This window comes from Pseudomonas sp. B1(2018), from assembly GCF_003097365.1.
In the GTDB taxonomy this organism is placed as follows: domain Bacteria; phylum Pseudomonadota; class Gammaproteobacteria; order Pseudomonadales; family Pseudomonadaceae; genus Aquipseudomonas; species Aquipseudomonas laurylsulfatiphila.
This window is the reverse complement of record NZ_PYUK01000018.1, coordinates 84,838-104,724: the sequence shown is the minus strand read 5'-3', so window position 1 is coordinate 104,724 and position 19,887 is coordinate 84,838. Positions and strand designations below refer to the sequence as shown.

The 19,887-nt window shown below is 61.4% G+C and carries 20 protein-coding genes; all 20 read right to left on the bottom strand.

The window, feature by feature from the left end; genetic code table 11:
* Positions 1–141 precede the first annotated feature (141 nt).
* The 20 genes from C9422_RS24735 to cbiE all read right to left on the bottom strand — a co-directional run bounded on the left by C9422_RS24735 (position 142) and on the right by cbiE (position 19,753).
* The gene (locus tag C9422_RS24735) at positions 142–981 is read right to left on the bottom strand and encodes an urease accessory protein UreD (RefSeq protein WP_116582466.1); all 840 of its coding nucleotides are present in this window, start codon (positions 979–981) and stop codon (positions 142–144) included.
* A gap of 165 nt (positions 982–1,146) precedes the next feature.
* The gene (gene urtE / locus C9422_RS24730; protein ID WP_116582465.1) at positions 1,147–1,845 is read right to left on the bottom strand and encodes an urea ABC transporter ATP-binding subunit UrtE; all 699 of its coding nucleotides are present in this window, start codon (positions 1,843–1,845) and stop codon (positions 1,147–1,149) included.
* A gap of 108 nt (positions 1,846–1,953) precedes the next feature.
* Positions 1,954–2,823: an urea ABC transporter ATP-binding protein UrtD gene (gene urtD, locus C9422_RS24725; RefSeq protein ID WP_116582464.1), complete on the bottom strand. Its 870-nt coding sequence runs from the start codon at positions 2,821–2,823 to the stop codon at positions 1,954–1,956.
* The gene (gene urtC, locus C9422_RS24720) at positions 2,820–3,899 is read right to left on the bottom strand and encodes an urea ABC transporter permease subunit UrtC (protein WP_102700441.1); all 1,080 of its coding nucleotides are present in this window, start codon (positions 3,897–3,899) and stop codon (positions 2,820–2,822) included. The genes urtD and urtC overlap by 4 nt, the downstream gene beginning before the upstream one ends.
* The gene (gene urtB / locus C9422_RS24715; protein ID WP_116582463.1) at positions 3,899–5,401 is read right to left on the bottom strand and encodes an urea ABC transporter permease subunit UrtB; all 1,503 of its coding nucleotides are present in this window, start codon (positions 5,399–5,401) and stop codon (positions 3,899–3,901) included. Before urtB ends, urtC begins: the two co-directional genes overlap by 1 nt.
* A gap of 162 nt (positions 5,402–5,563) precedes the next feature.
* Positions 5,564–6,829, bottom strand: a complete 1,266-nt coding sequence (gene urtA / locus C9422_RS24710) for an urea ABC transporter substrate-binding protein (RefSeq protein WP_007979634.1) — start codon at positions 6,827–6,829, stop codon at positions 5,564–5,566.
* A gap of 328 nt (positions 6,830–7,157) precedes the next feature.
* Complete coding sequence (locus C9422_RS24700) at positions 7,158–7,580, bottom strand: hypothetical protein (RefSeq protein WP_116582462.1); 423 nt, start codon at positions 7,578–7,580, stop codon at positions 7,158–7,160.
* 201 nt (positions 7,581–7,781) lie between these two features.
* Entirely contained in the window at positions 7,782–8,792 is a 1,011-nt protein-coding gene (locus tag C9422_RS24695) for an iron ABC transporter permease (protein ID WP_102700446.1), read from the bottom strand.
* Complete coding sequence (locus C9422_RS24690; RefSeq protein WP_116582461.1) at positions 8,789–9,748, bottom strand: ABC transporter substrate-binding protein; 960 nt, start codon at positions 9,746–9,748, stop codon at positions 8,789–8,791. The genes C9422_RS24695 and C9422_RS24690 overlap by 4 nt, the downstream gene beginning before the upstream one ends.
* Positions 9,745–10,533, bottom strand: coding sequence for an ABC transporter ATP-binding protein (locus C9422_RS24685; RefSeq protein ID WP_116582460.1), 789 nt, complete (start codon positions 10,531–10,533; stop codon positions 9,745–9,747). Before C9422_RS24685 ends, C9422_RS24690 begins: the two co-directional genes overlap by 4 nt.
* A gap of 180 nt (positions 10,534–10,713) precedes the next feature.
* A complete protein-coding gene (locus C9422_RS24680; protein WP_116582459.1) occupies positions 10,714–12,093 on the bottom strand; it encodes a PepSY domain-containing protein in 1,380 nt (459 codons plus the stop codon).
* 106 nt (positions 12,094–12,199) lie between these two features.
* A complete protein-coding gene (locus tag C9422_RS24675) occupies positions 12,200–14,317 on the bottom strand; it encodes a TonB-dependent copper receptor (protein ID WP_116582458.1) in 2,118 nt (705 codons plus the stop codon).
* A gap of 191 nt (positions 14,318–14,508) precedes the next feature.
* Complete coding sequence (locus C9422_RS24665) at positions 14,509–14,952, bottom strand: DUF2946 domain-containing protein (protein ID WP_116582457.1); 444 nt, start codon at positions 14,950–14,952, stop codon at positions 14,509–14,511.
* 21 nt (positions 14,953–14,973) lie between these two features.
* Positions 14,974–15,453 (bottom strand): copper chaperone PCu(A)C, encoded by a 480-nt coding sequence (locus tag C9422_RS24660; RefSeq protein WP_007979618.1) that lies wholly within the window; start codon positions 15,451–15,453, stop codon positions 14,974–14,976.
* A gap of 47 nt (positions 15,454–15,500) precedes the next feature.
* Positions 15,501–15,899 (bottom strand): DUF2946 domain-containing protein, encoded by a 399-nt coding sequence (locus tag C9422_RS24655; RefSeq protein ID WP_116582456.1) that lies wholly within the window; start codon positions 15,897–15,899, stop codon positions 15,501–15,503.
* Between the two features lie 110 nt (positions 15,900–16,009).
* Complete coding sequence (locus C9422_RS24650; RefSeq protein ID WP_007979614.1) at positions 16,010–16,333, bottom strand: DNA-binding protein; 324 nt, start codon at positions 16,331–16,333, stop codon at positions 16,010–16,012.
* Between the two features lie 4 nt (positions 16,334–16,337).
* On the bottom strand, positions 16,338–16,673 hold the full coding sequence (locus C9422_RS24645; protein WP_116582455.1) for a type II toxin-antitoxin system RelE/ParE family toxin: 336 nt from the start codon (positions 16,671–16,673) through the stop codon (positions 16,338–16,340).
* A 56-nt stretch (positions 16,674–16,729) separates the two neighbouring features.
* Positions 16,730–17,455: a cobalt-precorrin-6A reductase gene (locus C9422_RS24640; protein ID WP_116582454.1), complete on the bottom strand. Its 726-nt coding sequence runs from the start codon at positions 17,453–17,455 to the stop codon at positions 16,730–16,732.
* Positions 17,452–18,549, bottom strand: a complete 1,098-nt coding sequence (locus C9422_RS24635) for a cobalt-precorrin-5B (C(1))-methyltransferase (protein WP_116582453.1) — start codon at positions 18,547–18,549, stop codon at positions 17,452–17,454. The genes C9422_RS24640 and C9422_RS24635 overlap by 4 nt, the downstream gene beginning before the upstream one ends.
* Entirely contained in the window at positions 18,542–19,753 is a 1,212-nt protein-coding gene (gene cbiE, locus C9422_RS24630) for a precorrin-6y C5,15-methyltransferase (decarboxylating) subunit CbiE (protein ID WP_116582452.1), read from the bottom strand. The genes C9422_RS24635 and cbiE overlap by 8 nt, the downstream gene beginning before the upstream one ends.
* Positions 19,754–19,887: the final 134 nt, after the last annotated feature.

Sequence of the window (19,887 nt, the reverse complement as noted above, 5' to 3'; positions counted from 1 at the left end):
CATAATCGGCAGTTTAAAAGGTTAAATCTTGCAACCCATACCACTGTAGGAGCTGCCGAAGGCTGCGATCTTTTTCCCGTATCGCTGAAGATCAAGATCAAAAGATCGCAGCCTTCGGCAGCTCCTACAGGGGATGCATATTCAGGTGCTCCATATTCTCGGGGGGACCGCTTCGCGGCCAAGCAATGCTGGCCTGAGCAATCGCCACAGATCAATCAGCCAGCCCCGCGCCAACAACGCCTCACTCGCCAGGCACCGTGCAACCAGCAACCCCGGCAATTGGGTCAAATCCCCGCGCACGTCGTTGGGCAGCGAGCGGCAGCGCTCCAGCAGTTCGCTATCGATTTCACCCGTCACCAATAACGTGGCAAACACCGGTTGCCCGTCGAGCCCGATGGGCGAATCAAGTAAACCGTCCGCTCCGACAATGCGCTGACGTTCATGCCAGAGCAACTGGCCGTCGCGGCGCACATCCAGTCGTGCCTGGAAATGCCCAAGGTCGAAGCGCTCGCCACTGGCCGGACGGCCCAGGGCCACGACGTCCCAGTAGAACAGGCGCGCATCGCCTTCAAGGTCGATGGCGGTGCTGAGTTCAGCCTGGGCCGCACTGAAAATGATCGTCTCCTGGGGCAGCCATTCCAGTGTCGCACCGGCCGCCACCTTCAGATTCAGCTGCTGAAAGGCTGGGCCGGCAGCGCGATACCACTTGGCCGCGCCGGGGCTGGTGATTTGCGCCCAGGCGTTGCCCTCGACGTTGACCGAAATATCCAGACGATCGCCGCCGGCAATTCCGCCGGGTGGGTGGACGATGATGTGCTGGCAGACTTCCGGCCCTTCGGCATACAGGTGTTTTTGTACCCGCAGCGGACCTTTGTGCCGGCGCTGGACCGGGCGTGTGGTGTTGTCGAATCGGGCATAGCCCAGCTCCAGTTCGGCGTGCCAACTGGGGGTGAACAAAACGCCTGAAGCCGGAAGAGTCATAGTCAATGCTTGTCGAGAGGTCATCAGGATGTTTGCAAAGGCTGTGCCGCAAGGCATTGCAGGCAGGAGGTGGCTGTTTAGTGTTGTGATGCACCAATAGCGTGCGCAGTCGCAAATTCGGCGCGACAAATTGGTGCCGTGTCAAAAGAAGCGGACCGTGACGCCTCAGATGGTAACGAGCCCGCGCACGCCCTCGGCTTCCATATTTTCACCACGCCCCTGTTGCACGATTTCGCCCCGGGACATCACCAGGTATTGGTCAGCCAGTTCGGCGGCGAAATCGTAGAACTGCTCCACCAGCAAAATGGCCATGTCGCCCCGGGCCGCGAGTTTTTTGATCACGGCGCCGATCTCCTTGATCACCGACGGCTGGATGCCTTCGGTGGGCTCGTCGAGGATCAGCAGGCGAGGGCGGCTGGCCAGTGCGCGACCGATGGCCAGTTGCTGTTGCTGGCCGCCGGACAGGTCGCCCCCCCGGCGTTGTTTCATTTGCAGCAGCACCGGGAACAGCTCGTAGATAAACGCAGGCACTTCCTTCGCTTCGCTGCCGGGAAAACGCGAAAGGCCCATCAGCAGGTTTTCCTCGACGGTCAGGCGGCCGAAGATCTCCCGGCCCTGCGGGACATAGGCAATGCCGGCATGCACGCGCTGATGCGGTTTGAATGTGGTGATCGGCGTGCCCTCCCAATTGACCGCGCCTTCTTTGGCCGGCAGCAGGCCCATCAGGCATTTGAGCAGGGTGGTCTTGCCCACGCCGTTGCGCCCGAGCAGACAGGTGACTTCGCCGACCTTCACGTCAAACGTCAGGCCGCGCAGGATGTGGCTTCCGCCGTAGTACTGGTGCAGTTTTTCGACTTGGAGCATAGGGCCCTCCGGGCAGTTGTAAGCGGCAAGCTACAAGCTGCAAGAAAAAGCCGGACCGCTTTTCGCTCTTAACTTGCCGCATGTAGCTGAAAGCTTGTAGCTGTCGCGTCAGCGACCGAGATACACCTCGATCACCCGCTCGTTGTCCTGCACCTGCTCAAGTGAGCCTTCGGCCAGCACGCTGCCCTGATGCAACACGGTGACGTGGTCGGCAATCGAGCCGACGAAGCCCATGTCGTGTTCCACGACCATCAGCGAATGCTTGCCGGCCAGGCGCTTGAACAGCTCGGCGGTGAATTCGGTTTCGGCGTCGGTCATGCCCGCCACCGGTTCATCGAGCAACAGCAATTGCGGGTCCTGCATCAGCAGCATGCCGATCTCGAGGAACTGCTTCTGGCCGTGGGACAACAGTCCGGCCGGGCGATTGACCGAGCTGGTCAAGCGAATGGTTTCCAGCACTTCAGCGATGCGGTCTTTCTGCTCGCCATTCAAGCGCGCCCGCAGGCTGGCCCACACCGACTTGTCGGTTTTCTGCGCCAGTTCCAGGTTCTCGAACACGCTCAAGGCTTCGAACACCGTCGGCTTCTGGAACTTGCGGCCGATGCCGGCCTGGGCGATCTGCACTTCGCTCATCTGCGTCAGGTCCAGGGTTTCGCCGAACCAGGCCTTGCCGTGGCTGGGTCGGGTCTTGCCGGTGATCACGTCCATCAGCGTGGTCTTGCCCGCGCCATTGGGGCCGATGATGCAGCGCAGTTCGCCGACGCCGATGTACAGGTTCAAATCGTTCAGCGCCTTGAAGCCGTCGAAGCTGACGCTGATGTCTTCCAGGGTCAGGATGGTGCCGTGGCGCGTATTCAGGCCTTTGCCGGCGCGCTGGCCGAGACCGATGGCGTCACGGCTGCTGCCGGCGTCCTTGTTGGGTTCTACGGGGAAAAACGCCGGTTCGAGCATGAATTCAGCGGTTGCCGTGACTCTCATGATTCACCTCTTTTCTTCAGCAGACCGATCACGCCTTTGGGCAGGTACAGGGTCACGACGATGAACAGCGCGCCGAGGAAGAACAGCCAGTATTCGGGGAAGGCCACGGTGAACCAGCTCTTCATGCCGTTGACCACGCCAGCACCGAGCAACGGACCGATCAGCGTGCCGCGCCCGCCGAGGGCGACCCATACGGCGGCTTCGATCGAGTTGGTCGGCGACATCTCGCTCGGGTTGATGATGCCGACTTGCGGCACGTACAGCGCACCGGCCAGGCCACACAACACCGCGCTCAGCACCCAGACAAACAACTTGAACCCGCGCGGATCGTAGCCGCAGAACATCAGGCGGTTTTCCGCATCGCGCAACGCGGTCAGCACCCGGCCGAACTTGCTCTGTGCCAGGCGCCAGCCGATGTAAAGGCTCGCTACCAGCAACAACACCGTGGCGAAAAAAAGCACCGCGCGGGTGCCCGGTTCGGTGATGCCAAAGCCGAGAATGGTGCGGAAGTTGGTGAAGCCGTTGTTGCCGCCAAAACCGGTTTCGTTGCGGAAAAACAGCAACATGCCGGCGAAGGTAAGGGCCTGGGTCATGATCGAGAAATACACGCCCTTGATCCGCGAACGGAAGGCGAAGAAACCGAACACCAACGCCAGCAACCCCGGCGCCAATACCACCAGGCACAGGGTCCAGAGGAAGCTGCTGGTGCCGGTCCAGAACCACGGCATTTCAGTCCACGACAGGAAGGTCATGAACGCCGGCAAGCCATCGCCCGAGGCCTGGCGCATCAGGTACATGCCCATGGCATAGCCGCCGAGGGCGAAGAACAGGCCGTGCCCGAGGGACAGCAGGCCGGCGTAGCCCCAGACCAGATCGAGCGCCAGGGCGACGATGGCGTAGCAGAGAATCTTGCCCACCAGCGTCAGCGTATAGGCTGAAACATGCAGCGTGCTGTCCACTGGTAACAACGACAGCAGCGGTAACGCCAGCAGCACAATGAGGATCACTGCGCCAATGGCAATCGAGACTTTGGGGCCGGCTTTTTGGGTCGCGGTAACGAGCAGGGGCTGGTTCATCAGTCGATCACCCGTCCTTTGAGTGCGAAGAGGCCTTGCGGACGTTTCTGGATAAACAGAATGATCAGCGCGAGGATGAGGATCTTGCCGAGCACCGCACCGATCTGCGGTTCGAGAATCTTGTTGGCTATCCCTAAGCCGAAAGCCGCCAGCACGCTACCGGCCAACTGGCCGACACCACCGAGCACTACCACCAGGAACGAGTCGATGATGTAGCTCTGGCCGAGGTCCGGGCCGACGTTGCCGATCTGGCTCAGGGCCACGCCACCGAGGCCGGCGATGCCCGAGCCAAGACCGAAGGCGAGCATGTCCACGCGTCCGGTGGGCACGCCGCAGCAGGCGGCCATGTTGCGATTCTGGGTGACCGCTCGCACGTTCAGGCCGAGGCGCGTCTTGTTCAGCAGCAGCCAGGTCAGCACCACCACAAACAGCGCAAAGGCAATGATGACGATGCGGTTGTAGGGCAGCACAAGATTGGGCAGCACCTGAATCCCGCCCGACAGCCAGGCCGGATTGGCCACTTCGACGTTCTGCGCGCCGAACAGCAACCGAACAAGCTGAATCAGCATCAGGCTGATGCCCCAGGTGGCGAGCAGGGTTTCCAGCGGGCGACCATAGAGGTGGCGAATCACCGTGCGCTCCAGCGCCATGCCGATGGCGGCGGTGACGAAAAATGCCACGGGTAGTGCGATCAATGGATAGAACTCGATGGCCTGCGGGGCGAAGCGCTGGAACATCAGTTGCACCACATAGGTCGAGTAGGCGCCGAGCATCAGCATCTCGCCGTGGGCCATGTTGATCACGCCGAGCAGGCCGAAGGTAATCGCAAGGCCCAATGCCGCGAGCAGCAGAATCGAACCGAGGGACATGCCGCTAAATGCCTGGCCAAGCATCTCGCCGATCAGCAGTTTGCGCTTGACCTGGGCGAGGCTGGTTTCAGCGGCGGTGCGCACCATCGCATCGGTCTCAACGCCCGGCTCCAGCAGGCTTTCGAGGCGGGTGCGGGCCAGCGGATCTCCGGTTTCACCGAGAAGGCGTACCGCAGCGAGGCGCACGGCCGGATCGCCGTCGACCAGTTGCAGATTGGCCAGGGCCAGGCTGAGGGCGGCGTGGACGCCTTCATCCGTTTCGCCCGCCAGTTGCCGGTCGAGGAATTTCAACTGCGCCGGTTTGGCACTCTTCTGCAATTGCTGCGCGGCGGCCAGACGGATTTTGGCGTCGGCGGCGAGCAACTGATGACTGGCCATGGCCAAGTCGATCAGCCCCCGCAGGCGGTTGTTCAGGCGCAGGGTTTTCGGTTGCCCGTCGATGGTCAGTTCGCCTTGCTGCAGGGCATCGATCAACTCGATACGGGCCGGATCGGGCTGCGCGGCCCAGGCCTCCAGGAGTTTGGCTTGCTGCACGGGATTGGCGGCGACGAAGTCTTCGGCGTCGCCGGCGTGGGTGGCCATCGGTAATAGCAGTGCGATAGCCAGAAGAATTCGGTAAAGGGCGGTGGACATAGTTAGTCGCCTTGACGCGGACATTGTGGGAGCTGGCTTGCCAGCGATGCAGGCGACTCGATGTATCTGCTGCACCGAAGTGATGCCATCGCAGGCAAGCCAGCTCCCACAGGGATTTGTGTCGGCCTGAGACAAAGTGCCCGGGCCCGACATCCTGTGGCTTTAGTTGCTCTTCACCGCATACTCCGGCTTCTTGTCGTTGCCCTGGATGAATGGGCTCCACGGTTGGGCGCGGATCGGTCCTTCGGTCTGCCACACCACGTTGAACTGACCGTCGGACTGGATCTCACCGATCATCACCGGCTTGTGCAGGTGGTGATTGGTCTTGTCCATGGTCAGCGTGTAACCGGACGGCGCGGCAAAGGTCTGGCCGGCCAGGGCTTCGCGGACTTTGTCGACGTCGGTGGATTTGGCTTTTTCGGCGGCTTGCGCCCACATGTGGATGCCGACATAGGTGGCTTCCATCGGGTCGTTGGTCACCGCTTTGTCGGCGCCCGGCAGGTTGTGTTTCTTGGCGTAGGCTTTCCAGTCGTCGACGAACTTCTTGTTCACCGGGTTCTCGACCGATTCGAAGTAGTTCCACGCGGCGAGGTTGCCCACCAGTGGCTTGGTGTCGATGCCGCGCAGTTCTTCTTCGCCGACCGAGAACGCCACGACCGGAACGTCGGTGGCTTTCAGGCCCTGGTTGGCCAGTTCTTTATAGAACGGCACGTTGGAGTCGCCGTTGACGGTGGAGATGACGGCGGTCTTGCCGCCCGCCGAGAACTTCTTGATGTTGGCGACGATGGTCTGGTAGTCGCTGTGACCGAACGGGGTATAGACCTCTTCGATGTCCTTGTCGGCCACACCTTTGGAGTGCAGGAACGAACGCAGGATCTTGTTGGTGGTGCGCGGGTAGACGTAGTCGGTGCCGAGCAGGAAGTAGCGCTTGGCGCTGCCGCCTTCTTCGCTCATCAGGTATTCAACGGCAGGGATCGCCTGCTGGTTCGGCGCGGCGCCGGTGTAGAACACGTTCGGCGACATTTCTTCGCCTTCGTACTGCACCGGGTAGAACAGCAGGCCATTGAGCTCTTCGAACACCGGCAGAACCGATTTGCGCGACACCGAAGTCCAGCAACCGAACACCACGGCGACCTTGTCCTGGGTCAGCAACTGGCGACCCTTTTCGGCGAACAGCGGCCAGTTCGACGCCGGGTCGACCACCACCGGTTCCAGCATCTTGCCGTTCACGCCGCCCTTGGCGTTGATCTCGTCGATGGTCATCAGCGCCATGTCTTTCAACGACGTTTCGGAGATCGCCATGGTCCCGGACAACGAATGCAGAATACCGACCTTGATGGTCTCGGCGGCCTGGACGGTCCAGGTCATGCCCATTGCGGCAATGGATGCCGAGAGAGTGAAAGCCTTGATCAAACTGCGACGCTTCATTGTGCGATCTCCATGAACTTATGAATTTTCTTGGTTGGCAGATGCGGACTACTGAAGGGTCTTTAGCAAGGGCTGTGCCCGGTCGGGGAAAGGTACGGGAATGGCGTTTTAGAGCGGTTGTGCGGATTGATGACGCACCAGGAAGGATCGCGGCAGGCGTGTTGGTGCGAAGCGTTGCGCCAGATTGGGGCGCAGATTGTGTGAGCAACAACAATCGATTGTGGGAGCGGGCTTGCTCGCGAAAGCGGTGGATCAGTCGACACTGTAATCGACTGACCTGACGCTTTCGCGAGCAAGCCCGCTCCCACAAGGTCAGCGGTGCATCAGATCAGCTTTTGATGCAGGTTTCAAAACCATGTCCGCCACCTTTGTACTCCGGGCCGTAGTAGTACTTGGTGAATGAAGTTTTCCCGTCAGGCGTGGAAGCGATGTTTGCTATCCCAACACCGTAGTCCTTGTGCGACGGATCCGTATGGGCAAAGTAAATCGCCAGGGAACTCGAGTTGGCGGCGGCAAAACCGTCATACAGGGAGTTGCCGGGCAACGTCAGGGTAAAACCGTAGGCGCCATGTTCGCCGGTACTTTGTTCGGCATTGAATTTCATGTCGACCACACCTTCAAACGCACCGATATGGCTGTCCATTCCGGTGCATTGATATCGGCCGCTGTAGTCAACGCCAGTAAAGGGGGGCTTGGTGGCCCATGCAGGCGTTGAGACAAGTGCGATGGATATGATGAGTTTTTTGAACATGCTTACCTCTTTCCGCTCTTGTAAGAGTTGTGACGATTAAGATGTAGGAATAATCGTCATTGAAGTGCGCGAGTATTTTTTATTATTCAACTCGCGGGAGCGGAGTATGAGCGTGGTAATGGATTTGTTAAGTGCGAACTCAATACGAGGTTTTTCCAGGCATACCTGCAGTTTTGAAGTTTGTTTTAATTAAACATGGCGTTAACGACGTCGCATCAAGCCGATGAAGAACAACCCGCCAATCGCCGCCGTGGCCACCCCGATGGGCAAGTCTTCGGGCGCGATCATCGTCCGGGCAGCAACGTCGACCCAGACCAGAAACACGCTGCCAAGCAACACGCACACCGGCAGCACTCTTCGGTGTTCAGCCCCGACCAGACGCCGCGCGATGTGCGGCACCATCAGCCCGACAAAACCGATCGAGCCGCTGATCGACACCAGCACCCCGGTCATCAGCGATGCAATCAGAAATACCCGCAAGCGCACGGTGCGCGCATTCAGGCCCAGGGTCACTGCCGTCTGCTCGCCGGCCATCAGCGCATTCAACGGTCGCGCCATGCCCAGCAGCAACACCAGCCCGAACAACACACTGGCGGTCGGAACCGCCAGCAATTCCCAGCGCGCCAGCCCAAGTCCGCCGAGCATCCAGAACATCACCGCGGAACTGGCTCGATGGTCGCCCAGGAACAGCAACAAATTGGCGATCGCCATCATCACGAACGACACCGCCACGCCGCACAACAGCAGACGGTCACTGTCGAGGCGACCGTGGCGGCTGGCGATCATCAGCACTACCAGCATGCTCAGCAATGCACCGATGAAGGCGGCGATCGGCAAGGTCAGCAGGCCAACGATTTCTCCGACATGCAACACCACGATCACCGCGCCCAACGTCGCGCCGGAGGTGACGCCGAGTAAATGCGGATCAGCCAGCGGATTGCGCGTCACCGCTTGCAGCACCGCGCCGATCAAAGCCAACCCGGCGCCCACCAGTGCGCCGAGCAGCATGCGCGGGACGCGGATCAGCCAGACGATATGCTCCTGCCCGGGGCTCCAGTCCGGCACACCGAAGCCGAACAGTTTGTGCAACAGAATGCGCCACACCACGTCCAGCGGTACCCGCGCCGGGCCGAAACCCAGGGACACTACGCAAGACACCAGCAACAGGGCACCGAGGACGATCAGCAACAAGGCGTAGCGACGGTTGATCATTCGCCGTGGAAACCCTTGGCCAATGTAGCGACCGCCAGCACGTTATCGATCCCCGGCGTGGCCTGCACGTAAGGAATGACGATGAAGCGCCGCTGCTTGATCGCTTCCACCGATTGCAGGGCCTTGTTGGCCAGCAGGAACTGAATCTTCTGTTCGGCGGTGATTTCGCTGTAGTCGACGATCACGATCACCTGCGGGTTGTGTTCGACCACGCTTTCCCAGTTGACCCGGGTCCAGCTTGCGTCGACATCCTCGAGGATGTTGCGCCCGCCAGCGGCGTCAATCAGTGCTTGCGGCATGCCCAGTCGGCCTGAGGTCATGGCCCGGTCTTCGCCGCTGTCGTACAGGAAGACCCGCGGTCTTTGCGCGGGCAGGGTTTTGCGAATGTCCGCCACTTGCGCCTGCATGTGGGCGACCAGGGCGTTGGCGCGGTCCTGCACGTCGAAGATCCTGCCGAGGTTGCGCAGGTCGTTGTAGGTGTCTTCGAGGCTGGCCGGTGGGCGCTTCATCACGAAGGCGCAGGATTCGCTCAGCTCATACACGTTGATGCCCAGCGGCTGCAGGGTTTGCGGAGTGAGATCGCCGCCGACGCGCATGCCGTAGTCCCAACCGGCGAAGAGGAAATCGACGTTGGCATCGAGCAGGGTTTCCACCGACGGGTACTTGGCCGCCAGTTCCGGCAGACCGTCGAGCAGCGACTGCATGTCGGGTGTCACGGCCTTCCAGCCACTGACGCCGCTGTAGCCGGCCATTCGTGGCTTGAGGCCGAGGGCGAGCATCATCTGGGTCATGTTGATGTCGTGGCTGAGGGCGTGTTGCGGTGCTTGCGTGAAGGTCACTTCGCGGTTGCAGCTTTTGACTGTCAGCGGGTAGTGGGTGGCTTCGGCCAAGGCTTGGCCGCAGCCCGACAGCATCACGAGGCAGAGGCCGGAGCGCAGCAGGGAACGCAAATTCATGGTTGGGTTATCCAGGTGATTCGTGGGTAGCCGTGCAGCGGATGGTCATCGATAAGCGCTTCGACGCCAAACACGTTGCGCAGCAGAGCGGCGGTGAGCACCTCTTGCGGCGTGCCGCTGGCGACGATGCGGCCATGGTTGATCACGTACAGCCGATCACAAAAAGCCGCCGCCAGGTTGAGGTCGTGGATGCTCGCCAGGGTGCCGATGTTCAAGCGCCTGACCAACTTCAACAGCTCAAGCTGATAGCGTGGGTCGAGGTGGTTGGTCGGCTCGTCGAGGATCAGCAGTTGCGGTTGCTGGGCCAGGGCGCGGGCGAGGATTACCCGCTGTTTTTCACCGCCTGAGAGGGTGGCGAACTCATGGTCGTCGAAGCCCTTGAGGCCGACGGACTCCAGTGCCTGATGAATGAGTGTCGAGTCCTCAAGCGTGTCGCCATCGAACAGTCCTTTGTGCGGCGTGCGGCCCATGGCGACCACCTCCTCGACGGTCAGGCCGAAGGCGTCGGGGAACTCCTGCAAGACCACGGCGATGCGTTGCGCACACCAGCGTGAAGACTGTTTCCAGACATTCTGGTGATCGAGCCTGACCTCGCCGTGCTCCGGTTTACTGAAGCGCCAGGCACAACGCAACAGGCTGGTCTTGCCACTGCCGTTGGGGCCGATCAACCCGACGAACTCACCGGCGGCGACGTGCACGGAGGCATCACGCAGCTGGAATTGGTGGTGACAATGGCCGTGGCCCAGTGGGGACCAGGTGAGGTTGGTGAGGTGCAGCGAGGTCATGCCGTTACTCTTGAGGTGAAGCTGATGGCCTCTTCGCGAGCAAGCCCGCTCCCACAGGTATTGTGCAAATCCTGTGGGAGCGGGCTTGCTCGCGAAGAGGCCCGAAAGGACACCCTGAATACGAGAGGGTGACGCGCGGGGCAGTTTACAGCCCCTTGCGCCCCGCGCATCTCAGCTGTTTCATGATGAAGATGAGGCGCTCTCAGTCTGCCGGGTAAAACGCGACAGCAGCACACGATCCAGCACCCACACCACCACCAGCGAAGCACCCACCAACGGGAAGGCCACCGCGAGAGCGAACATGATCACCATGGCGGTTTTCCATTTCGGCAGGTCGTGGCGCAGCGGCGGTACGCCGAGTTTTCCTTGCGGACGACGCTTCCACCAGATCACCACGCCGCTGACCGCGCTGAGCAGGATCATCAGGCAGATCAGCAACACGATGATCTGATTGAGGGTGCCGAACATCTTGCCTTCGTGCAGCATCACGCCGATTTCCGTGGCGCGGGCGACGGTGCCATATTGCTCGTAACGCACATCGGCAAGGACCTTGCCGGTGTACTGGTCGATGTGCAACGTGGCGTCATTGCGCGGGTCATCGGCGAACACGGCGATGGTGAACACACCGGTGGCGGTCGTTGGCAAGGTGATGCTGTAGCCAGGCTCGACCTTGCTTTGGGTGGCGATGTTTTGCACGTCCTGCAGGCTGATGGTCGGTGCGGCCGGGCCGGCTTGCGCGCCATCGTGGGCCATGTGCTCGGCGTGGTCGCCGGACATGGGCATCGGCGTGTTTTCCATGGCCCAGGGCACGGTCTGGCGGGTGGCGCTGTTGAGGCTGCGCGCCTCGACGTCGGACTTCGGCACGTTGTCCCACATTGCCGCCGGAAAGACGTTCCACACGGCCGCGTATTGCTGGCCCCAGAAGCCGGTCCAGGTCATGCCGCTGAGCAGCATCACCAGCAGCAGGGAGGCGCCCCAGAATCCGGTGACGGCATGCAAGTCACGCCAAAGCACCCGCCCGCGACTGCTCAGGCGTGGCCACAGAATGCCGGCGGCCTGACCGCGCGGCCACCACAGGAATACCCCGGACACCACCAGCACCACACCCCAACCGGCGGCCAGTTCGATCAGCCGGTCGCCGACGGTGCCGATCATCAGCTCGCCGTGAATCGCGCGCGCAATGGCTTGCAGGTTCTTCTTGGCGTCTTGCTCGCCGAGGATGTCGCCTTGGTACGGATCGACAAAAACGTTCAGCTCGTTGCCGTCGTTGAGCACGACAAACTGAGCGCTGCGTTCGGCATTGACCGGTGGCAGGTACTGTTTGATCGTCGCTTGGGGATACGCATCTTTTACCCGCTTGAGCAGATCGTCGGCCGGGACAGTGTGATGACCGGCCGGTACGTTGAGCAGGCTGCTGTACATCAGCGAATCGAGTTGCGGCTTGAACAGGTAAATGGTGCCGGTCAGGGCCAGCATCACCATGAATGGCGCAACGAACAATCCGGCATAGAAATGCCAGCGCCAGGCCAGGTTGTAGAAGTTCACTTTGGGCTGTTTCATCACGTGTGCTCCGCTTGGCTGGATCTTTTAGTTGTTTGTTTTGCGGTTGCTGCGCAACCGATCGCGGGCAAGCCCGCTCCCACAGAGGGAGCGGGGCCCTCAAGGGTTAGAAACTCATGTCCACCTTGGTCCAGAGCGTGCGCCCCGGCTCCTTGATGGCTTGCGGGTCATTGGCGGGGTAGCCGAAACCTGCGTTGCCGGCCAGGTTCAAGTGCTCGGCGTAAGCCTTGCCAAACAGGTTGTCGACGCCGCTGCTGACCTTCCAGTGGCTGTTGATCCGATAGGCACCGTTGAGGGAGAACACGCCGAACCCCGGCGTCTTGCCGAAGTCCTTGCCGACTACGTTGCCCTTGTTCTGGTCGATGCGGTTTTGTGCGGCGACCACTCTCCACAGTGCGCCGGCACTCCAGTTGTCTTCGCTGTAGGTCAGGCCGAAACGGGTGTCCAGCGGCGGCATCTGCGGCAATGCAGAGCCATCGCTGCTGTTCTTGCCCCAGGCGTAGGCCAGGGTCGCGTCGGCTTTCCAGTGTTCAGTGAGTGTGTACGCGGCGCCCAGTTCGCCGCCCATGATTCGTGCATCGATGTTCTCGGCTTGCGAGGTCGTGCCCATCATCGTCGGGGTGTAGTTGAACAGGATGTAATCGCGCACCTGCCCGACGTAACCCGAGGCCCAGGCTTCGAGTGCTCCGGTCTTGTATTGCAGGCCGAAATCGAGCTGGGTGGTTTTTTCCGGCTTGATCGAATCGAAGGCATTCACCGAACCGGCGGGGCCGGAGTTGGGCGAAAACAGCTCCCAGTAATCCGGGAACCGCTGGGTGTGACCGAGGCCCGCGTACAAGGTGGTCGGGCTGTCGGCCAGGTCATGCTCGTAGCGGATGAAGCCGCTTGGCAGGGTGTCGGCGCGGGTGTCGTCGGCGGTCGGATTCGGGCGGGTCATCATTCCCGAGCCGATGGTCTGCCGATAGTCCTTGGCCGAGGCGCGGTCCAGGCGTGCGCCGCTGATCAAGCGGTCACGGTCGGCGGCGTACCAGGTCACTTCGCCGAACACACCGTAGTTATGGAAGTCGGCATCCTTGGTATAGGGCAGGTCCTTGTAGGTGTCGATGCCCATGGCGCTGCGCTGGCGATGTTCGTTGGTCTGTGCGTCGATGCCGCTGATCAGCTGCACATCAGCCCAGCGCCAGGTGGCCTTGATCCGTGCGCCGAGGGTGCGGCGGTCGACGTTGGAGGCCATGGGACCGGCCATCATGCCGGTACCGGACGGCGTGCGCAGGGTGTAGTTGTCCATCACGTGGTCGGCGTAGTTGTAGTAGACCTGCGCCTCGACCGTATCCAGCACATCGCCGATGTTGGATTTCTCGAAGCGCAGGCCGAGGCTTTCGCGCAGAAACTGCGAACCGTCCATGCTGCGCCCGGCGTAGCGCGCCTCACCGTCACCTTTGCCGGCGGTCAGCTCCAGCAAGGTATCGGCATCCGGGGTCCAGCCGAGTGCGACGTCGCCGTTCCATTTGTCGTAGCGCGATGGGACGGTGTCGTTGTTGCCATCCTGATAGTCGTCTGCATGTGCGGTGTTGCCGATTACCCGCACGTAGCCCAGTGGTCCGCCGGCAGCGGCGTCCACCAGTTTGTCGAAGCGCCCGTTGGAGCCGGCCAGCACACTGGCGTTGACCCGTGTGCCGAGCTCGCCGAAGTGTTCCGGCTCGCGCTCGAACAGGATGGTGCCGGCCGACGCGCCTGGTCCCCAGAGCACGGTTTGCGGGCCTTTGATCACGGTCAGCTTGTCGTAGGTTTCCGGCGAAATGTAGGAGGTCGGCGCGTCCATCCGGCCCGGGCAGGCGCCGAGCATCATGCCGCCGTTGGTGAGGATGTTCAGCCGCGAGCCGAACATGCCGCGCAGCACCGGGTCGCCGTTGGTGCCGCCGTTGCGCACCTGGGCGAAACCGGGAATGGTTTTCAGATAATCCGAGCCGTCGCTGGCCGGCACCGGTTGGCGCGGGTCCTTGGGGTTGGTGACGATGGTCAATGGCGAGCTGGGGGCAACGGCGGTAATCACCGTCGGGCTCAGTTCTTCAGTGTGACCGGCGTGTTCATCGGCCAGCGCGGAAGGCGCCAGCAATGCACTGCACAAAATCGCAGTGGCGTGCCTGAAACGAATGCCGGATTCGTTTTGGGTTATGGAGACTTGGGTTGGACTCAAGCCTGTGTCAGCAGAAAACCTGGACATGAAATTTCCATCGAACAGTCGTAAACGACACGGCCGGCAGCCTGAAGCTGTCCCTGTGGGAGCGGGCTTGCTCGCGAAAGCGGTGTGCCAGGCGACATCTGCGTTGACTGACACTCTCTCTTCGCGAGCAAGCCCGCTCCCACCGGATGCTTGGGTTGTCTTGCGGACCGTGTGAGATCGGAGGTGGGTGTTTACGCGACGGCAGGCGGGGCGCGGGTGCGGGCGCCGGGGAAGAAGGTTTGCCGGGCGTGGCCCAGGCGTGGAGAAGGCGTGGTGAAGGTGTTGATGGGTGGAATGATGAAGTTGGCGAAGGACACGCCGCCGGTCAGCGCCGGGCAATTGAACAGCAGGCTGCAATAGCCGCACTTTTCCCACAGCACATGGTGCCCCGGGGCAGGCGGGCAATGCTCGGCGGAGGTTTGCTTGCCGTGGTCGGCATGCTCCATTGCCGACATGTCCATGCTCATATCCGCCGGCATGCTCATCGACATGGCGCGCGAATCCATCGGCATCGACTGGGAAATCAGCGGACCGATAAAGATCATCAGCATGGCGAACAGGCTGATCCAGCTGCCGCGTGTCCGGCTCAATGCCTGACTGCGTGGCCTGGATGACCTGGCACTAAGCGGGCGCATGGGCGTTTTCAGCTCAGGCGATTACGGATTGTGCGCGTGCGCCTGCATGCCGTCCGGCGCCTGCTTCTGCACCGCGACTTCGACCGTCACGTCACCGGCCTTCTCGAAGTGCAGCGTCATGGGGAAGCGCTTGCCGTCGACCAGCAGGCTGCGGTCCTTGAGGCCCAGCAACATCACGTGATAGGCCATCGGTGCGAAAGTGACTTCGCCACCGGCGGGCACTTCCACGCTCGGTACGTGCTGCATTTTCATCATGTCGCCTTGCATCACGTGCTCATGCAATTGCGCTTCGCCGGCGATGGGGGTGTCGACGCTGAGCAGGCGGTCGGCGGTCTTGCCTTCATTGTCGATCACGAAATACGCCGCAACGGTGGGCGCATTGGGTGGCAACTCCTGGGACCACGGATGGGCGATTTCCAGCGTGCCGACCTTGTATTCGTGGGCATTGGCAAAGCAGGCAGGCAGCAGCAACGCAGCCAGAACGATGAGTTTGTTCAACATGGCAGTTCTCCGGAACGATTTAAACGCAGGTCAATTGCGAGAAAAAATCACACCAGAGGGGACGCGCGGGGGTTGAGACTCGGCCATTGCTGGCGCGGTGACGGGCTGGTGAGCGAAGTGGCAGGCAGGCTTCGGTTGGATTCGAAGTGCGCGAAATACAGCTGTGGCGAATGCCCCGGCAACGCCATCAATGGCGCAGAACCCGAGCAGCACCAGCAATGCTGCATGTTGGAATGATCGTCGTTTTGCGGGGCTTTCTGTTCAAGGTCGCCGATGGACGTCGCCACCATCCTGGTGCCGCTGGAACTGCAGAAGCTGCCCCACAACAACTGTTCGGCAGGTGACTTCGATGTTTGCGCCATCGCTCCGGACATCGGCATGGCGAGCAAATTGAACAGCACTGCGAAGCAGGCTATCCAGGCAATTGCGAGCCGTTGTCGGGACATGGGACAAAATCCGTTTGGGTGGGCGATCAGGCGCGGGCTATTTAGCCTGATCAGGGCCGATAAGTAAAAACGCGGCGTGCGGTTTGGTGTCGCAGTAAAAAGACACTGACTCAGTGTGCACGTACCGCATGTACTTGTATTTCTACTCCTAGCGTAGCGCGAATTACGGCGAATATTGCAGCCAGGTTGTCCATGCTCGGGTTGCCTTTGGCAGACAGCATGCGGTGGAGGCTTTTGCTGGGCTTTGCCGTTTCCTTTGCCAGTTCTTCAAAACCTACGGTGGCGTTGATCAGGTCGCGCAGGATGATACGGGCCATTTCAGGTTCGCCGTTAAGAAACAGAGTAGCAGCCTCGTCCAACAATGCCTGGGCGAACTCGGGATCACGTTGGGCACGCTCGGCGATGGTGTGTTTGTAGTTTCGGGTGAGCGCCATGACGTTATCTCCGGTGCCGTTCAGTCTTTTTTCGGGATCGAAACTCGGCTATCAGTGTTTTCGCCTGCTTGATGTCAGTTTTTTGTGTGGACTTGTCACCACCACCAAAAAGGATGATCAGGCGTTTCCCCTCTTGGACAAGATAGATTCTGTAGCCAGGCCCCCAATTGATCCGGTACTCGCCGAGACCATCGAACCACTTGATGTTTGATGTGTTTCCCAGTTCCAGGCGAAGCAACGCACTGGATACCTTAAGCGCTGCCTGTGCATCCAAGGTGGAAAACCAGCGGCCAAAGGGGCTTTTTTCGTTGTCCTGAACGTATTCTTCGAGTGTGATCACAGGCGGCTCTGAAGGTAACAAATAGGTTACTTATCATGCAAGCCAATGATCCTGACCTATCGGACGAAGACCGACAACGCGTCAAGTATTTCCTCAAGCGTCAGGAACTCCCGCTCAACCCCCGGCAACACCGGCCGCTGCAAAACAATCACCGGCACTCCACGCTCTCGCGCCACTTCCAGCTTCGGCTCGGTCGCCGTGCTGCCGCTGTTCTTGCTGATCAATACGTCGATCTGTCGACGCTCGAACAACGCACGTTCATCGTCGATCAGGAAGGGCCCACGTGCGCCGATCACTTCGCAGCGTTCGTTGCCCGGATACATGTCCAGCGCACGCAGGGTCCAGAATTGCTCCGCAGGAATTTCATCCAGGTGTTGCAGGGGCTCGCGACCTAGGGTGAACAGCGGTCGGCGGAAGGGTTTCAGGGCTTCGATCAGTTCGGCCCAATCGGCAACTTCCCGCCAATCGTCTCCCGCCCGGGCTTGCCAGGCCGGACGTCGTAGCGCCCAGCAGGGAATACCGCTCAAGTGCGCGGCGGTCGCAGCGTTCTGGCTGATTTGGGCGGCGTAGGGGTGAGTGGCGTCGACCAGCAGCTCGATACCTTCATCACGAATGAATTGCGCCAGACCCTCGGCACCGCCGTAACCTCCCACGCGGATCTGACATTGCAGGTCCGTCGGCACCCGGCCGATACCGGCCAGGCTGTAAATGTGCTGCGGCCCCAGCGTGCGGGCAATGGCCAGGGCTTCGGTCACACCGCCGAGCAACAGGATGCGCTTCATTGGAAAGCGCCTGCATGGCCGACAATCCCGCCCTGGCGATCGATGGCAAAGACTTCCACTTGAACCTGCGCCGGCACCACGCTGCGGGCGAAGTCCAGGGCGTGCTGACAGACTGCGTCGCCCAGGGCAACCCCGGCTGCGGCGGCCATGGCCAGTGCGTGCTGACTGGTGTTGGCCTCGCGGATACTTTGTTGCAATGCCGTATCGGCGCCGAGCTGTGCGGCCCATAGCGCCAGTTGCGGCAGGTCGATGCTCGAATGACGACTGTGCAAATCCATATGCCCGGCCGCCAGTTTGCTGATCTTGCCGAATCCACCGCACAGGCTGAGCCTGTCCACGGGTACTTTGCGCAGGTGCTTGAGTACGGCACCGACGAAGTCGCCCATTTCGATCAGGGCAATTTCCGGCAGGTTGTAGACCTGGCGCATGGTGTCTTCGCTGGCGTTGCCGGTACAGGCGGCGATGTGCAGGTAACCGTTGGTTTTCGCCACGTCGATGCCCTGGTGGATCGAGGCGATGTAGGCCGCGCATGAAAACGGCCGGACGATGCCGCTGGTGCCGAGGATCGATAGTCCACCAAGAATGCCCAGGCGTGGGTTCATGGTTTTCAGTGCCAGTGCCTCGCCATTCTCGACATTGACCGTCACGTCGAAACCGCCGGTATAACCGAGCTCGTCGGCCAGCGCGGCCAGGTGGTCGCCGATCATTTTGCGTGGCACCGGGTTGATCGCCGGTTCGCCGACACCCAGCACCAGTCCGGGCCGGGTCACGGTGCCGACGCCGCGACCGGCATGGAAGCGAATCCCCGGCTCGGCGCTCAGGCGCACCTGCGAGTAGAGCAGGGCGCCATGGGTCACGTCGGGATCGTCTCCGGCGTCCTTGAGGGTTCCCGCTTCGGCACCGTCCCCGGTGAGGCGGCAGAACTCCAGGCGCATCTGCACGTGCTTGCCTTTGGGCAGCACGATGTCCACCGCGTCGGCTGTTACACCGGCCAACAGCAAGCGTGCGGCAGCGAGGCTGGTAGCGGTGGCGCAACTGCCGGTGGTCAGGCCACTGCGCAGCGGGGCGGGTTGTTCGGCGGTTTCGTCACGCATCGAAAGGCTTCGTCACGTCCAGCAAGGTAATCGGCAGGGCCTGACGCCAGGTGTCGAAGTCGCCCAGCGGCTGTGCTTGCGCGATATGAATCCGCGTCAGCTCTCCGCCGTGTTGCTCGCGCCAGGCCATCAGGGTCATTTCACTTTGCAGGGTGACCGCATTGGCAATCAGCCGGCCACCGGGCTTGAGTTCGGCCCAGCATGCATCCAGCACGCCTTCACGGGTGACACCGCCGCCGATGAAAATCGCGTCCGGTCGCTCCAGGCCGGCCAAGGCCTGCGGCGCACTGCCACGAACCAGCTGCAGGCCGGGAACGCCAAGGGCATCGCGGTTGTGTTCGATCAGCGCCTGACGGCCGTTATCTGCCTCGATGGCCAGTGCACGGCAACCAGGGTGGGTGCGCATCCATTCGATGCCGATCGAGCCACTGCCGGCACCGACATCCCACAACAATTCGCCGGGGATCGGGGCCAGACGTGCGAGGGTGATGGCGCGCACATCGCGTTTGGTCAATTGGCCATCGTGTTTGAAGGCGGAGTCCGGCAGTCCGGCCAGTCGGGACAGGCGAGGTGTATTCGGTTCAGCGATGCATTCGATGGCGACCAGGTTCAGGTCGGCAATCGGCGGATCGTTCCAGTCGCTGGCGATACCGTCGATACGCCGCTCGGCTTCGCCGCCCAGGTGTTCCAGCACGGTGAGACGACTGGGACCGAAGCCTCGTTCGCGCAACAGTGCAGCGATGGCGGCGGGGCTGCGGCCGTCGTTGCTCAATACCAGCAAGCGCACACCGCTGGACAACTGGGCGTTGAGTGCAGCGACCGGCCGGGCCACCACCGAAAGGGTAACCACGTCTTGCAAGGGCCAACCCATTCGCGCTGCGGCGAGCGAGCAGGAGGAGGGCGCGGGAAGCGTCAGCATCTCGGCGGCGGGGAGTTGCCGGGTCAGGCTGGCGCCGACGCCGAAGAACATCGGATCGCCACTGGCCAGGACACAAACGGGTTCGCCACGGTGCGACAGCAGCGACTCAAGGCAGAAGGGGCTGGGCCACGGCTGGCGCTCGCCGCGAATGCACGGCGGGAGCAAATCCAGATGCCGCTGGCCGCCGAAGATTTTCGCGGCGCGCAACAGCGCATGCCGGGCGTTCTTGCCCAGGCCCTTGAAACCGTCTTCGCCGATGCCTACTACCGTCAGCCAGGGTGTCATGCCGTTCCTCAATCACGCGTTCAACATTGTTGGGCGGCATGATAGCGCGGGTTCCTTGAGCTGACTGCCTTCTCTTCCCGACCGGAGTCTTTTCATGCGGCGAAGTAAAGCAGGCATAATACCGCGCACTTTCG